Origin of the sequence: Helicobacter suis (assembly GCF_902196125.1) — a bacterium.
Lineage (GTDB): Bacteria > Campylobacterota > Campylobacteria > Campylobacterales > Helicobacteraceae > Helicobacter > Helicobacter suis_B.
The window spans coordinates 42,019-56,994 of sequence record NZ_CABIKG010000007.1 but is presented as its reverse complement, the minus strand read 5'-3'; the positions used below and the strand labels follow the sequence as shown (position 1 = coordinate 56,994).

The window sequence follows — 14,976 nt, the reverse complement described above, 5'->3', positions numbered from 1 at the left end:
TAAAGTTGTTTAAATCTGAGATGTGCTAATATAGCCCTTTTTCTGCGGTAAGTTTTAAGGAAAAAGGGTTTAAGAATGTCTGAGCAAATTATTAATTTAGACATCCATATGATTAGCCAAATCCTCCCCCACCGCTACCCGTTTTTGCTGGTGGATCGAATCGTGCACCTAGAGACCTATAAAGAAGTGCATGCCTATAAAAATATCACCTATAACGAGGAGGTTTTTACAGGGCATTTTCCAAGTAGGCCTATTTATCCGGGGGTGCTCATTGTTGAGGGCATGGCACAGGCTGGGGGGTTATTAGCTTTTATTAGTTTATTTGGAGTGAGCCCAGAGGTGGCGGCTACTAAGCTTGTCTATTTTATGACAATTGATCGTGTAAAATTTAGAAATCCGGTGATCCCGGGCGATCAACTCCATTATCATTTAAGCGCTCAAAAACATAGGGGCATGATTTGGCAAGTAGGCGGTGTGGCTAAGGTGGCTGAAAAGATTGTAGCAGAGGCAGAATTAAAAGCCATGATTGTGGATCGCGAGGACAATACATGAGTATTGCACCCACTGCTCTTATTGATCCACAAGCGCGCCTGCATTCTTCTGTTACTATTGGTCCTTTTTGTGTGATTGGACCAGATGTTATATTAGAGGAGGGCGTAACGCTTTATAACAATGTAACGCTTTTAGGGCGCACCACCATTAAAGCCCATACAACTATCTTTCCCTATGCCACGCTTGGTACTATCCCACAAGATCTCAAATACGATGGCGAACCCTCCACTCTTGTTATCGGGGAACATAATTTGATCCGCGAATATTGCATGATTAACACCGGTACTAAAGGCGGAGGGAATGAAACTTTAATTGGCAATCACAACTTATTAATGGCCTATGTACATGTTGCCCATGACTGTAAAATTGGCAACCATTGCATTTTAGCCAATGGCGTAACTTTAGCCGGGCATATTGAAATTGGCGATCATGTCAACATTGGCGGACTCACCGCAATTCACCAGTTTACGCGCCTAGCTAAGGGGTGCATGGTGGCTGGGGCTAGCGCTCTTGGTAGAGATGTCCCTCCCTTTTGTATTGCGGAGGGTAATCGCGCCTTTATCAGAGGGCTTAATCGCCACCGTATGCGCAAACTCTTAGAACGCAAAGAAATTGATTTTATCAGTGTACTTTATAAACAGCTTTTTGATATTAATGGCACTTCCGTACGCGACAATGCCTCAAAAATTTTAGAAGAATACCCTCAAAATGCGCACGCTAAAGAGATTTGCCAATTTGTTTTAGAAAGCAATAGAGGCATTGCTATTAAAGCGGGGTATTTTAACGATCAGGAGGATACATGAACACCCGTTACTGCAGTTTTTGCAATAAGCCGGAAAACACTCTGCAACACCACCGCCGCTTGGTGTTTTCCTCTAAAAAATCGGGTAAGGACATTCACATTTGCGAGTACTGCGTGGAATATCTTTATAAAGAACTCCACACAGAGTTACACACCAGTGTTTTAGATGTGCGCAAGCACGCAGAAGAGGGTACATTACCCCTTAAAAACAACACCCCTACTATGGTTGCCTCTCCTAAACTTTTAAAAGAAGCTCTAGATCATTATGTCATCGGGCAAGAAGATGCTAAGCGGGTTTTAAGTGTTGCGGTGTATAACCATTATAAACGCTTGCATTACCAAGAAACACGCGATTCAAGTACGCAAGAAGTAGAAATTTCTAAATCTAATATTTTATTAGTGGGGCCTACAGGTAGTGGTAAAACTTTAATGGCCCAAACTCTAGCGCGCTTTTTAAATGTACCCATTGCCATTAGCGATGCAACCAGTCTTACAGAAGCAGGTTATGTAGGAGAAGATGTAGAAAATATTTTAACCCGTTTGTTACAAGCTAGCGATGGAGATGTAGAGAGGGCACAAAAGGGGATTGTTTTTATTGATGAGATTGATAAAATCGCGCGCCTTTCAGAAAACCGCTCCATTACCCGCGATGTTTCTGGTGAGGGGGTACAACAAGCGCTTTTAAAGATCATTGAAGGGGCAGTGGTTAATGTCAGCCCCAAAGGGGGGCGCAAACACCCTAATGAGAACTTTGTTCAAATTGATACTACTAATATTTTATTTATCTGTGGTGGGGCTTTTGATGGGATCATTGATGTGATCAAACGGCGTATCCACAGCAATGTACTAGGTTTTGGTAATGAGAAAAAAACCAAAGAGGAATTAGAGGATATTTTACACCTAGTTGAACCAGAGGATTTGATCTCTTATGGCCTAATCCCTGAGCTCATTGGCCGTTTACCGGTTATTTCTACTTTAAAACCCATTTCTAAAGAAGCTATGATAGATATTTTACAAAAGCCTAAAAACGCGCTAATCAAACAATACCAAGCGCTTTTTAAAATGGACGGCGTGGAGTTGGTTTTTGAAGAGGAAGCCATTGAGGAAATTGCAAATTTAGCCATTAAGCGCAAGGTGGGGGCGCGAGGTCTTAGAGCGATTATTGAAAGTTTTGGTTTAGATATTATGTTTGATTTACCCAATCTCAAGGATTATCAAGTCATCATCACTAAAGAGTGCGTGCTTAAACAAGATAAACCGCTTTATATTAAAAAAAATAAGCCCTTGCTCATGCCCTCTTAAGGCTGTAAATCCAACATGAAAGAGTTCTATGATACTAGATAAACTAATTGGTGTCTTTTCCCACGATGTGGCCATTGATTTAGGGACGGCTAATACGGTGGTTTCTGTCAAAGGGCAGGGCATTATCATCAATGAGCCCTCTATTGTGGCTGTTAAACTAAATAAGTACGATCACATGGAAGAAGTTTTAGCAGTGGGGAGTGAAGCTAAGGAAATGATTGGCAAAACCCCAGCCGGTGTACAAGCCATTCGCCCCATGAAAGATGGAGTAATTGCGGATTTTAATATCACCGAGAAAATGATTCGCTATTTCATTGAAAAAGCCCACAAACGCAAATCTCTAATCCGCCCGCGTATCATGGTTTGTGTACCCTATGGCCTAACTAGTGTAGAGCGTAAGGCGGTTAAGGAAAGCGCAATGAGTGCAGGGGCTAGAGAGGTGTTTTTGATTGAAGAACCTATGGCAGCTGCCATTGGGGCGGGTTTACCGGTAAAAGATCCACGGGGGAGTTTGATTGTAGATATTGGCGGGGGTACAACTGAAATTGGGGTGATTAGCTTAGGCGGGCTGGTGGTGAGTAAAAGTATTAGAGTGGCGGGTAATAAATTAGATGCTAGTATTGTAGATTATGTCCGCAAAACCTATAACTTACAAATTGGGGAGCGCACTGGTGAGGAGATCAAAATTGCAATTGGTTCGGCTATTGAGCTAAACCCCCCTTTAACAATGGAGGTTAGCGGACGCGATCAAATAAGCGGGATTTTAAACACCATTGAGCTTAATAGCGAAGATGTAAGGGAGGCAATTAAAGAGCAATTAAGAGAAATTAGTAATGCGTTGCGATCGGTGCTTGAAGAGGTTAAACCCGATCTAGCTAGAGACTTAGTAGAAAATGGCGTGGTACTCACAGGTGGGGGGGCGCTGATTAGAGGTTTGGATAAATATTTAAGCAATATTATTAAATTGCCCGTATTTGTGGGTGAAGAGCCATTATTAGCCGTAGCCAGAGGCACGAGTAAAGCCATTGAGGATTTAGATTTATTAAGCAGTCTAGGAGATATTTAATCTTTTGAGCGCTTGGCGTACCCTTTTGATCTTAATTGTGATCTTTGGGGTGCTTTATTGGTTAGATATTAAGGGTTCTAGTAGTTTTTTAAGCGATAAGATTAGAGTTGTTTTCCTAGATATTAAAGATGATATAACCCTAGCCTATCAAAAACACTTTGAGCAGGCTAAAATGGTTGCAGATTATAAAAAACAAACCCATGCCTATGAACAGCTTAAACTAGCCTATGCAAATTTAAACGCCCGTAACCAAGCTTTAGCCCTAGAAGTTTATGATTTAGAAAAACTCCAAGAAAAACACGCCAGAGCCAACCAGCCCCAGCCACTTTTTTCTAACAAAGGCGATATTTGTACGCCCAACAAAGCCCTTGATTTAGATAATCTACTCCCTGAGCCCACTTTCACCCTTACGCGTATTTATGGTTTTGTTTCCTTAGATAACCCCTATCAAGTGCTTTTAGATATACAAAGACCCTACCCCAAAGATAAAATTTTAGGCATGGTGGCTTTTAATCGCGTATTAGGTACCGTCGTGCAAAGAGAAGGGCGCTTTGTAGGGCTTTTACATGGCGATTCACAGATGAGTTATAGCGTGATGATTAAAAGCGGGGGTAAAGTTTACTATGGCTTTGTAACCAATGAATCCTTTAAAAGTTATATTGATTTTTTACCCGCCTATGCGCCCATTAAAGTAGGCGATCAAGTTTTTACTAGCGGGCTTGATCACATCTTTAGCCCTAATATTTATGTGGGCACGGTTGCTAGTGTGGAAAACCACTATGTTTATAAAAAAGCACGACTCCAGATTGAAGATTTTAAAAGCACGCTATTTTATGCCACGATTGTAGATGTACCCTAATGCTAGATTATGACTCTTTTTACCGGGGGCTTATAGATGCTAAGGGGTTATTTTTCTTAGATGCTAGTTTAGAGAGCTTGCCAAGTACGCCCATGACAGCTAAACAAGGTTTAGAAGTGTTTGCTATTTTCCAAAAAAAAGGCTTAGAATTACTCAAACACGCAGAAGTCTTATCCATTTCTACCCTTTATTTAGCCCGCTTAATCCCAGATGATATGGCCATAGATCATGGCTTTAAAAATTATGCTAGCCTAGCTATAAAGGGCATGCAAAATAGCCAAAGCACGGTAGAAGAACGACTCTTTTTTGAATTAGCCTGTGCGTGCCTGATTTTATCCGGATCTAAATTAGAAGCCCTAGATTTTTTAATCCGCCAGCTTTGTTTAAAAGATAGTGCTTTTTTAACCCATTATAGCTCCTTTGTAGATAAACTTTTAAATTACTTACAAATCCCCTTTAGTTTGCCCCAAAAAATCTTAGCAGAATTATTATCCCCTCCCTATTTTTTAACCCTAACTCCCAAAATCCAGCGTAATATTCTTAATGCCCAATTACACTTGCTTTGGAATGTTAAGGCCTATTTTGCCTCTAAAGCATGGCTTAATCTTTACCCTACTTATAAAGATTTATTTAAAGCCCTCTTAGAAGATGGGCAATTAGATAGCGCTTTATTCACGCAATTTATGATTTATCATGTATGCGGGAATGCCTTTAGTCAAGCAGATGAGTGGGTAGATTTTAACACAAATATTAGTGCGCTTGGTGCGCGCTTTTATCCTAAACTCTTGAGAGTACAGATACAAAAACGAGGAAGAGATTACCCTAGTTTTAACCCTAAAGAATCGCATAAGATCGTAATAGGTGTGTTAAAAGATCGTCTTGTAGAAAATTCTCCATTTAAGGTAGAGTGTAGTTTATTTGCTATGCTCTTAAAACACCAAGCTTTTAAAAATCGTTTTATCCTCAAGGTTTTTAGTATGGATTATGATGAAAAAAGCCCCAACGACTCAGAATGTATCACACTCCTAGAAAACTTAGGGCAGTATGGCGGTTTTGAGGGAGGTATAGAGGTGATTGAGTTAAATAAAATATTCCCCCAAGATTTGTTTTACCAAAGCCATTTAGAAAAAGCGTTAAAGCTTAAGGAAATTCTTTATACCCACCGCGTGCATATCCTCATTAGCCCTAATAATGGCTATGGCATTAGCGATTTTTTACTTGCTACGCGTAGCGCGCCCGTACAGATTTATTATAGCCATGGCAACAAGGCTTATTCTCTTGATACTTTAGAAGGGTATATCACCCACATCGCCCCTAGCATAGGACTTTATCAAGAAGGCAATATTTCTTATTTGGGCATTAATGCCCCCATGCTCTCTTTCTTTTATAACCCTCCATTAGATGATCATAGCCAACGCCTTATCAAAAAAACCCGCGCCCTTTATGCTCCAGATACACAAACACAAATTTTAGGTACAATTGGGCGGCTCACCAAATTAGATTCGCTAGAATTTTTACAAAGTGTGCTAGAAATTTTACAACAAGCGCCCAAAGCCATCTATTTAGCATGCGGGATAGGCAATCAAGAGATCATTTTAGAAAAACTAAAAGCCCTGTGTTTGGATTTGTGCCTCCCTAGTGATTTATTAAATCGCTTCCAGTTTGTCGGTTATGTTAATGCCCATTTATACGGGCATGTGATTGATTTATTTTTAGACACTTTTCCTATGCATCAAGGTGAAAGTAAGTCTGAGTTTATGGGCAAAAATAAACTTGTTTTAACCCTATCAGAGAGTACGCCACAAGAGCGCATAGATGCATTTGAAAAGTTTGTTAAAACCCACTTTAAAACCCTTAAAAAATGCTGTGAGGATTATCAAGTCTCTTTAGATGACTACCAAAAAGCTTACCACTATGAAAGCCAAAGCGTGATAGCCTTTAATCCAAAAGATTATGCTAATAAAGCCTTAAAGCTTTTAGATATTTTAAAACACCCCAATCAATTATCCTCTCTGTTGCAGCAACGATTCATGTTGCGCGCTATCACAGGGCATGTTAAATCCAATCAAAGCATTATGCAAATTATGACCTATTTAGAACATCTTTTAGGTAAGATAGATCCATGCGCTATATAGTGGGTCTTCTTTGTGTGTGGATTTTTTTAGGGTGCATGGGAATGGGCGCGCTTTTTCCTATGATGATGATGTCCCCTCTTTCCTCAGATCATGAAAACTCGCTCAAACAAACCCACCAAGGGCTACAAGATGATGAGAATGATGAAAATAGTCCACCTACTTATTACACCCGCATGGAACCTGTTATGCTAGACACACCTGAAGAACATGAGAAAAAAGAAGAGCAGCAATTAGAACAGCAATTTGGGGGTAAAGCGCCTAAAAAGCCCGCTCCCGCTACAAATCCAACTACAGATTCAATTATTTCTTCTCAAGATATCCATGGCTCACCTTTGCCAAATGGGGTTGAAATGAAAAGAAGTGATATTTTAGCTGCACTGAAAAACACCCAAGAGGCATATGCTAAAGACCCTACAAAGCCAAAAGAGTCTTACTACACTCTGTTAAACTACTGCGCTAAAAACGATTTATTTAACGAATTAGGGGCGCATCTTATCATCAATCAAGGCGAACAAACCCGTTGCAAACGCATGCAAAAGGCTTATTTCCATGTTTTAGCTGAGCACTATCAAGAGCTAGATCAAAAAAAGCAAGTTTCTGTATTTCTCCATGATATTCTTTTGGGTTGTAGTACCCAAATAGATCAACAAAAAGTTCTTAAGAGTGCTTTTTTTAAAAGTCTAAGGCCCCAAATTAAAAGCTACAAAGATAAAGCGCTTCTCAAACGCTTTTTACAAGAAAAGCCCCTTGATAATGATAAATTACACGCCTTATTAAACGATTCCAAACTCGGTGAGCGTTATTATCGTTGCCATTATTTTATTAATCTACCTTAATCTACCTTAACTGCGATACCAAAATTTTTCAAGCTATATAGGATTATGTAGCCAAATGGCTTTGTCAAGGTCTTAATCGTGAATTCTGCGGTACTCAAGGTCATATAAGAAAGCTAGTAGGCCAAAAGTTAGGGCGTTTCTATGAACTTGAAATTTGAGGTACGGAGTTAGTGGGGGCTAGAGCACTTCAGTGAAGCGCCTGTATTAAAAGAGGGCTTTAAACTTGAAAAGTTAGATTTTGACGAATTAGCCAAACGCGCGCCCGCTGAAAAGCCTTACCCTTTTACCCAAAGGGTTTTAAACACAATCAAAAGCGCGCTAGCTTTGTTAACTTTAGATGATAGGCAGGATTTGCATGTATTAGATAGCCCAAATTATAAGCAAGGGCGGAGTTACTACACTAAAGCGCCAAGTATTGAGGAGGTGAGGGGGTGGATAAAGGAGAGTCTAAAAATTAAGTTAATAGACAATCAAAACAAGTGGGATAAACATGGCATTATTAGCCACCCTGATTTTGAGGGGGTGGTTATGCCGTTTTTTGATAAATCAAAAGCCCCCGTTAAGGTATACAAAAGTAAGCTACATTTTAATAAAAAGGGTTTTCATATTGTGCCTTTTAATGGGGAGTAGCTTTGGAAAACTTACCTGATATGGATAAATATACTAGCCCTTTAAAGATTACCTTTGTAGATGGGCGCGTTTGGGAAGGGGCTAAGCTTGATGGGGTTTATTATGTTGGTAATTATTCTTATGTCCCAGAAGATGATAACGAAGATGAATTATTTGTAACTTATCAAGGTATGGGGTACTCAATAAAAGCTTCAAGAATCCAAACAATCGAATCCCAAGCTAAGCATGATTGAGTTAAAGGACTATACGAAGTATTGTGGCTGGTTTGTTAGGGTTACCTTAGTTGATGATCAAATCTGTGAAGAAGACACTACTATTGAAGGGGGTTTTTTTGGCTATGATTTTGCCGCATGTAGTGGTGAAGAAGAAGATAATTTAGCAATTTATATGGGCGGCTGGATATATGGCTTAAATGTTTCAGACATTAAGGAAATAACCCCGTTATATAGGATTGATGATCAAACCTACAAAAATATTTTTCATCATGAAAGGAAAGCATAATAATAGATTTTTCAGCTACAACACCCCCGCCACTTGATCTAAAAGCTCCAAATTTCGCTTTCATCAACCCTAAATCTAACGCGGAAAGCTCTTCCGTGTTAGCCTTTTCAACCCTATTTGTTTGCGTATTGATCTCTGTGCTAGCGCCTATTGATTAGCTATTTAATGGCTTTTCAATGCGTGTTAAAGGCACTTTAAAAGCCTTTTGAAGGGCGCTTAAATCCACCTCTATTCCCATATCATAAATTTATTTTGATTAGTGGGTTGATCTAGCGTGTTAAACTCTACCGGTTTATTAGTCTGTAAAATAATAGGCTTAATGGTTTTACTAGTATCTAGTAAAATCCAGCAATTAGATTCTAAATAAGGACAAACTAGATAATCCATTAAGTTATAGCAAATATTAGCCGCGCCGTTTTGCAGTGTAGGGGCTTTGAGTAATTGCATAGCGGCACTCTCAAGACTAGGCGGAATCACCAGCAAATTAGGCACAATATTAAATTTGTTAAGGCTTTGGCCTGTTGTGTGATCATTTTGTGTACCCCCCCTTGGGGATTTAACCCACCACAATTTGGTAGATTTTTCAAATGCTTTAGCCCTTGGCTTAGGCTATTAGCTAGGAAGTTTTGTAAGCTTCTAGCTTTTAGTTTTGGGGTTTAGGGGTTGGGGGTTGGTTGGGGTGTTGGGTGTTGGGTGAGATAAATAGACTCTATCTTGTAATAAATTGTTAACCAAAATTAGCTACACACTCTACTAACGCCAATAAATTTTAGGAGGTTTAGATGCAAAAAGTACTCTTAATCACCGGTGCCTCCTGTAGGTATGGGTAGTTTGCAGCCCAAGATCTAATCTAAACAGGACATATTGTTTATTGTGTAGCGCACAGTGTAGATAAAATGCAAGATTTAGAGCAATTAGGCAAGCGTGTTTTAAAATTAGAAGGTATGCAGAATCACTTTCTAAAAACGCGTTACTTAATAGGCGGTTTAAAAAATCTACTTTTTAGATCACAGCGCACGATCTCTATACTCCAAAGCCACACAATGTGCCCAAAAAGTTCAGATAGATTTTCCTCAAATGGGATTAAAGAGAGGGGCGGCACTTCAGCAATTAATGGCATGATAAAAACATGGGCTAAAAGATAAACAGCAAACCCAAAGACAGCCCCCCGATACACACTCACTATTTTGTATTTTTCAGCTAACAAGCAATAGAGGATAGCAAAAGTGATAGAAAAGCCCACATGCACGATAAAAATAGAGAGGGGTAAGTGCATACCTGAAAAGGTGTAGCTCCAATTTGTGGGTAGATGTAACTGTTCTAATAAAATTTGAGGCGGTGTGATTCTTTGCATGGCATCAGGAGGCCAGGGGATATGAGGGTTTCTAGGCGGAAAGGGAACCTCCCAGCCCCATTTTACAATAGCCCCAAAAACACCCGCCACAATCCCGATTAAAAAAGTTTTTAGCATTTAAATTATTCCATTTAAAAATTTTAAAGCATAGCATGGCTGAAAAAGACTTAAGGGGAGTATAAAAGGGGATATTAGCTAATGTCTAATTTGGTGTATTTAGTAAAATATCGCGTATTTCTAATGCTTAAGCTTAGATAGGTTTAAAAGCATTGATAGTTTTAGCAATAAAAAGCGTATCTTCTTTGCTTTGAGTAGGGCTAATAGGCAAACTTAAAATTTCTTGAGAGTAGCGCGTAGTGCGGGGTAAGGATAAATTAGCATATTCTTTAAAGGCGCTTTGTAGGTGTATAGGAATGGGGTAGTGGATACGGGTTTCTATAGAGTAATTGGCTAAATGTTTTTGCATTTGTAAGCGCAGACCCTGAGAGATACGAATCACAAAGAGATGGAATACATGTTCTTCTATGTTGTGCACCAATGGCAAACACACATAAGGGTTATTAATGGTGTCTAAATAAATTTGAGCTAAGGCGCGCCGTTTAGCATTAAAAGCGTCTAGATCGGGTAATTTCACATGTAAAAAACTAGCCTGGATACTATCTAATCTAGAGTTATAGCCTAAATATAATGAGTCCTTTTTATCTGGTGAGCCATTGTTGCTTAATACACGGATTGTTTCTATCAGTTGGCTATTAGAACTTAGCACACAACCCCCATCTCCAAGTGCCCCTAAATTCTTACTTGGATAAAAACTAAAAGCGCCTGCATGCCCTAAACTACCCACCCTTTGTTGTGCATACAACGCCCCTGTTGCTTGGGCACAATCCTCTAGCACGAGCCACCCATGTTTGTTAGCAATTGCCTTAATAGCCTGCATATTAGCCACTTGACCATATAAATGCACCACTAGAATCGCTTTAGTTTGGGGTGTGGCACTGGCTTCTAATGCGTAGGGGTCTAGGAGGTAGTCTTTGCCTATATCAACAAATTGTGGCACTAAGGCATTGTGTAGCAGTGCTTGGGCTGTGGCTATGAAAGTAAAAGAGGGCAATAGTACCCCACTTGCTTGTGGTAAAAGCCCTAAAATCTGGTAGGCTTTTAACATTAAAGTCAGCGCATCTAATCCGCTATTTACACCTATGGCATGTAGGCTTTGGCAGTACTGGCCAAAGGCTTGTAAAAATTGTGAGTGCGCAGAACCGCTAATAAAATGGGCATTCTTTAAATGTGCTTGCAGCTGGAGTTTAAAAGCTTCTTGATAGGGTGCATTTATGGCTACTAAATCTAAAAACGGATATTTGTAGGGCATGTATAACCTTAAGAAAAAAGCATTATAATACAGCATTTTGGAGTTGCTATGCGTATTTTTCTAATCCACCTCTCTACTAAAACCTGCCGAGAAAACCAGCTTTTTGAGCGCGATATTAGTTATTTAGAAAGGAGTTTAAGCACTTCTTCTAAGCATACAGTAGAAATTTTTGATGCCATTTATTCTAAAACTAAAACCGGGTTGCACCCTTTGATCAAAGCCCATTTACACCCCTGTTTTACCCACCCAAGTTGTGAAGTTACTCATAATATTAAAGATACTTTAAGTGCCTACTTCTACGCGTTAAAATATAAAGGCAAGTATATGAGTTTAGGAGAATTAGGGTGTTTTGCCAGCCACTTTTGCCTGTGGTATAGGTGTTTGGAGTATAACGAGCCCATTGTGATCTTAGAAGATGATATAGAACTAGAGCCCTGTTTTTGGCAATCTTTAGATTTTTTAGAAGAACATATTTATACACTAGGCTATGTACGGCTAATGCATCTTTTTAAAGTCCCAAAGAAACCTACGCATTTTACGCGTGTATTCCAAATGGTAGGTGATAATGAGGGAAAGGGCACTCAAGGCTATTGTTTAACCCCCCAAGCTGCTATGGCTTTTATTAAGGCTAGCGCTAAGTGGGTGATGCCAGTGGACTGCGTAATGGATAGTTCCTATTTGCATGGAATATCTAACCTAGTATTAGAACCCTTTGCTATTACTGAAAAACCCAATAACTCCAATGTGGAACGGTTTACTCAAGAAAAATTCTCTATTGGCTTGCGCCTAGTTAGACGGATCAATCATTTATATGTCAAGTACACCTAAACTAAAAGTTTTACAAGAGGCTTTATTGATCTGGTATCAAACACATGGGCGCAAAAATATGCTAATTAGAAATCTCACAGGCCCTAATGCCCCTTATGAAATTTATATTTCTGAGATCATGTCCCAGCAGACTCAAATTGAAGTTGTGTTAGACAAATTTTATCTCCCCTTTTTGCGAGCCTTCCCCACTCTGATAGATTTAGCAAACGCCCCTTTAGACCGGGTTTTACTTTTATGGAAAGGTCTAGGTTACTATGCGCGCGCTAAAAATTTACACAAAAGCGCACAAATTTGTTGCCAAAAATATGGGGGTTGTTTGCCTTCTAATTATGCGGATCTATTAGCCTTGCCCGGCATTGGAGCATACAGCGCAAGTGCGATTTTATGTTTTGGATTTAGGCAAAATGTGGGCGTGCTAGATACCAATGTCTCGCGCGTGCTTTTGCGCTTATTTGGACTAGATTTAAAAAGTAAGAATCTTAAAACCCTCCTGCAAGACAAGGCTAGAGCCTTTGTTAATCCAACTAATTCTTTTGATCATAACCAAGCCCTTATTGATTTAGGTTCGCTTATCTGCACCCCTAAACCTAGTTGCCACATTTGCCCCTTAAGCTTTAGTTGCTGTGGTAAAGAAAATATAGAGCGTTTTAGTGTGGTGAAAAAAACCCCCAGTATTCCCATTGCAAGGCACTACGGGGTGTGTGTAGAAACAAAGAATTTATACCTCACCTACACACAAAAGGGTTTGTATGCCCACCTCTACCAATTTCCTCTCTTAAAAAAGCAGGATTTAATACCCTTGCCTCTCTTGGGGAGTGTGCGGCATAGCTATACCAAGTACCGCGTGCAAGTTTGGCTTTATCAAGCTACTTTAGAGGATCTACAACCAGAAAACCTAGTAGTTGTGGCTTTAGCTAATCTCAAGCAAATACCTATGAGTTCTTTAGGCGCTAAAATTGTGGCATTACTAGAAAAGAGGGGGATTTTGTAGGTATAAATCTACAAAGTTAAAAACGCTAAATCTCTATGGCAAAAATCCTACTTGTAGCCAGTGCTACTATTTGCATTTTTGTGGTATAGTGCCTAAATACATTCGTATCTACGGCAGGGAGTGCCGGAAGTTACGCCTTTGGATATATGATGCGATTTGACCTGTAGGAAATGTGTTGGGGCTTAAACTCTGTAAAATCTCACAGAGTAAAACCACTCTTTCTACGGGCAACATCAGCCTAGGAAGCCCAAATGTTGCATTTGGGCACTTCACTTCAGAAATAAAAGGGTATAAATGCGCTTGTTACTGGCAATTGGGATTATAGTGGCGTTACTGACAGCCTGTTCAGAGAGTAAAAAGCAAATTTTAGAGGATGAGAAAGATTATACCCCCTCTGAAAAGACCATTTGGCAACCTGAGCAAAAATAGTTTTAAGTTAGTGCTTGGGGGGCTTTCCACTCCTAAAGGTTTTTAGGGGTGGCTAAGTGTTTTTAAAATCTATAGCTATTTGGTAATCTAGTCTTTATCTAAAACAGAAAACTCATTTTGATCTCTAGCCAAGGCTAAGGGCACAATGTGGTGTAGTTCAAACAAATCTAACTCCTCCTTGCATTTATCTCTCACTTAGCATGGTTTTACCCTTATTCTTTTTAAGTCCTAGCTACTAACTCAATCTCTAATTATTCAATTATGTACAAATCAAGGACAAATCGCCTCTGTCATGTGTAAATCAAAGCCTTTAAGTGCGGCGTATTCGGGTTTATCCTGAGTGGTTAAAAGACAAAAGGTTTTAATCCCTAAGCTTTTTAAAATCAACGCCCCAATACCAAAATTTTTAAGGGTGTCATGGGTTTTAGCCTGTGGATCGATGCAAATTAAAAACCCGCCTTCAGCTTGTAATTTAGAAAGCACCCGCATTAAAAAGGGATAATCTTTAGGGTGGCTTAAAAGTTTATGATCCTCTCTAATGATGTGGAATCGTACAAAAGGCGTGCTATGAGGCGGGCCAAAGCAATAGACAAAATGTTTTCTTTGCAGATGATCTAAAAAGATCGATTCTTTACACTCTAAACCCGCAAAATGCGCGCTATCCTCAGAAAGCAAACTCAAGAGGTTTTCACTCTGCAGGCGATGGCTTACAATATCAGAGACATATAAAGTTTTAAGATTGTGTGTTTTGGCAAAGTCTAATAAAAATTTATCCCCCCTTCTTGCCATCGAGCCATCTTCTTTCATGATCTCACAAATCACACTAATGGGCTTAAGCCCGGCTAGCTTACATAAATCTACACTAGCCTCTGTATGGCCTGTGCGCACCAAAACCCCCTCCTCTTTAGCAATTAAGGGAAAAATATGTCCCGGGCGCACAAAATCCTCCGCTCTGCTCTCCTCTTTGCAAAGTAATTCAATGGTAAGCGATCTCTCATAGGCTGAAATGCCGGTTTTAGCCACTTTAGCATCAATAGAGATTGTAAAAGCAGTTTCATGCTTAGAATCATTGTGGCTAACCATGGGCTTAAGATCAAATTGGTGTGCGATTTTTTGGGTGAGCGCAACACAGATTAGCCCGCGTGCATATTTAGCCATAAAATTAATTTTCTCAGGGGTGCTAAAAATCCCGGCTAGCACTAAATCCCCCTCGTTTTCGCGATCCTCATCATCCATTAAAATCAAGAGTTCGCCATTTTTCAAGGCTATTAATGCCTCTTTTAATCTTTTTGCACTATCCATCACTCTCCTTTAAAAGCGCT

17 protein-coding genes are annotated in these 14,976 nt (G+C 39.7%); 13 read left to right on the top strand and 4 right to left on the bottom strand.

The window, feature by feature from the left end:
• Positions 1 to 75 precede the first annotated feature (75 nt).
• The 10 genes from fabZ to G6Q00_RS03695 all read left to right on the top strand — a co-directional run bounded on the left by fabZ (position 76) and on the right by G6Q00_RS03695 (position 8,683).
• Entirely contained in the window at positions 76 to 552 is a 477-nt protein-coding gene (gene fabZ / locus G6Q00_RS03740; RefSeq protein WP_163532065.1) for a 3-hydroxyacyl-ACP dehydratase FabZ, read from the top strand.
• Positions 549 to 1,355 carry an acyl-ACP--UDP-N-acetylglucosamine O-acyltransferase gene (gene lpxA / locus G6Q00_RS03735; RefSeq protein ID WP_163532064.1) on the top strand — a complete coding sequence of 269 codons (807 nt, stop codon included), beginning with the start codon at positions 549 to 551 and terminating at the stop codon, positions 1,353 to 1,355. Before fabZ ends, lpxA begins: the two co-directional genes overlap by 4 nt.
• The gene (gene clpX / locus G6Q00_RS03730; RefSeq protein ID WP_163499119.1) at positions 1,352 to 2,656 is read left to right on the top strand and encodes an ATP-dependent protease ATP-binding subunit ClpX; all 1,305 of its coding nucleotides are present in this window, start codon (positions 1,352 to 1,354) and stop codon (positions 2,654 to 2,656) included. The genes lpxA and clpX overlap by 4 nt, the downstream gene beginning before the upstream one ends.
• Positions 2,657 to 2,684: 28 nt before the next feature.
• Positions 2,685 to 3,722 (top strand): rod shape-determining protein, encoded by a 1,038-nt coding sequence (locus G6Q00_RS03725; RefSeq protein WP_006564795.1) that lies wholly within the window; start codon positions 2,685 to 2,687, stop codon positions 3,720 to 3,722.
• 4 nt (positions 3,723 to 3,726) lie between these two features.
• A complete protein-coding gene (locus tag G6Q00_RS03720; RefSeq protein ID WP_240330969.1) occupies positions 3,727 to 4,581 on the top strand; it encodes a rod shape-determining protein MreC in 855 nt (284 codons plus the stop codon).
• Positions 4,581 to 6,716, top strand: a complete 2,136-nt coding sequence (locus tag G6Q00_RS03715; protein WP_163532063.1) for a hypothetical protein — start codon at positions 4,581 to 4,583, stop codon at positions 6,714 to 6,716. Before G6Q00_RS03720 ends, G6Q00_RS03715 begins: the two co-directional genes overlap by 1 nt.
• Positions 6,704 to 7,552: a hypothetical protein gene (locus G6Q00_RS03710; protein WP_163532062.1), complete on the top strand. Its 849-nt coding sequence runs from the start codon at positions 6,704 to 6,706 to the stop codon at positions 7,550 to 7,552. The genes G6Q00_RS03715 and G6Q00_RS03710 overlap by 13 nt, the downstream gene beginning before the upstream one ends.
• A gap of 324 nt (positions 7,553 to 7,876) precedes the next feature.
• Positions 7,877 to 8,182 (top strand): polymorphic toxin type 50 domain-containing protein, encoded by a 306-nt coding sequence (locus tag G6Q00_RS03705; protein ID WP_163532061.1) that lies wholly within the window; start codon positions 7,877 to 7,879, stop codon positions 8,180 to 8,182.
• A gap of 2 nt (positions 8,183 to 8,184) precedes the next feature.
• Positions 8,185 to 8,415 (top strand): hypothetical protein, encoded by a 231-nt coding sequence (locus G6Q00_RS03700; RefSeq protein ID WP_163532060.1) that lies wholly within the window; start codon positions 8,185 to 8,187, stop codon positions 8,413 to 8,415.
• Positions 8,408 to 8,683 (top strand): hypothetical protein, encoded by a 276-nt coding sequence (locus G6Q00_RS03695; RefSeq protein WP_163532059.1) that lies wholly within the window; start codon positions 8,408 to 8,410, stop codon positions 8,681 to 8,683. The genes G6Q00_RS03700 and G6Q00_RS03695 overlap by 8 nt, the downstream gene beginning before the upstream one ends.
• 228 nt (positions 8,684 to 8,911) lie before the next feature.
• Here G6Q00_RS03695 and G6Q00_RS03690 read toward each other — a convergent pair whose 3' ends face one another.
• From G6Q00_RS03690 to G6Q00_RS03680, 3 genes are all read right to left on the bottom strand, one after another.
• Complete coding sequence (locus G6Q00_RS03690) at positions 8,912 to 9,253, bottom strand: Mu-like prophage major head subunit gpT family protein (protein WP_163499124.1); 342 nt, start codon at positions 9,251 to 9,253, stop codon at positions 8,912 to 8,914.
• A gap of 400 nt (positions 9,254 to 9,653) precedes the next feature.
• Positions 9,654 to 10,154 carry a DUF1440 domain-containing protein gene (locus G6Q00_RS03685; RefSeq protein ID WP_163532058.1) on the bottom strand — a complete coding sequence of 167 codons (501 nt, stop codon included), beginning with the start codon at positions 10,152 to 10,154 and terminating at the stop codon, positions 9,654 to 9,656.
• 133 nt (positions 10,155 to 10,287) lie between these two features.
• Positions 10,288 to 11,406, bottom strand: a complete 1,119-nt coding sequence (locus G6Q00_RS03680; protein ID WP_163532057.1) for a DegT/DnrJ/EryC1/StrS family aminotransferase — start codon at positions 11,404 to 11,406, stop codon at positions 10,288 to 10,290.
• Between the two features lie 48 nt (positions 11,407 to 11,454).
• On the opposite strand from G6Q00_RS03680, the gene G6Q00_RS03675 reads away from it, so the two are divergent.
• From G6Q00_RS03675 to G6Q00_RS08720, 3 genes are all read left to right on the top strand, one after another.
• Positions 11,455 to 12,234, top strand: coding sequence for a glycosyltransferase family 25 protein (locus G6Q00_RS03675; protein ID WP_240330968.1), 780 nt, complete (start codon positions 11,455 to 11,457; stop codon positions 12,232 to 12,234).
• Positions 12,218 to 13,225, top strand: coding sequence for an A/G-specific adenine glycosylase (locus G6Q00_RS03670; protein WP_240330967.1), 1,008 nt, complete (start codon positions 12,218 to 12,220; stop codon positions 13,223 to 13,225). Before G6Q00_RS03675 ends, G6Q00_RS03670 begins: the two co-directional genes overlap by 17 nt.
• A gap of 294 nt (positions 13,226 to 13,519) precedes the next feature.
• Positions 13,520 to 13,654, top strand: a complete 135-nt coding sequence (locus G6Q00_RS08720; protein WP_275896764.1) for a hypothetical protein — start codon at positions 13,520 to 13,522, stop codon at positions 13,652 to 13,654.
• Positions 13,655 to 13,924: 270 nt separating this feature from the next.
• Here G6Q00_RS08720 and G6Q00_RS03660 read toward each other — a convergent pair whose 3' ends face one another.
• On the bottom strand, positions 13,925 to 14,956 hold the full coding sequence (locus G6Q00_RS03660) for a bifunctional 3,4-dihydroxy-2-butanone 4-phosphate synthase/GTP cyclohydrolase II (RefSeq protein WP_163532056.1): 1,032 nt from the start codon (positions 14,954 to 14,956) through the stop codon (positions 13,925 to 13,927).
• Positions 14,957 to 14,976: the final 20 nt, after the last annotated feature.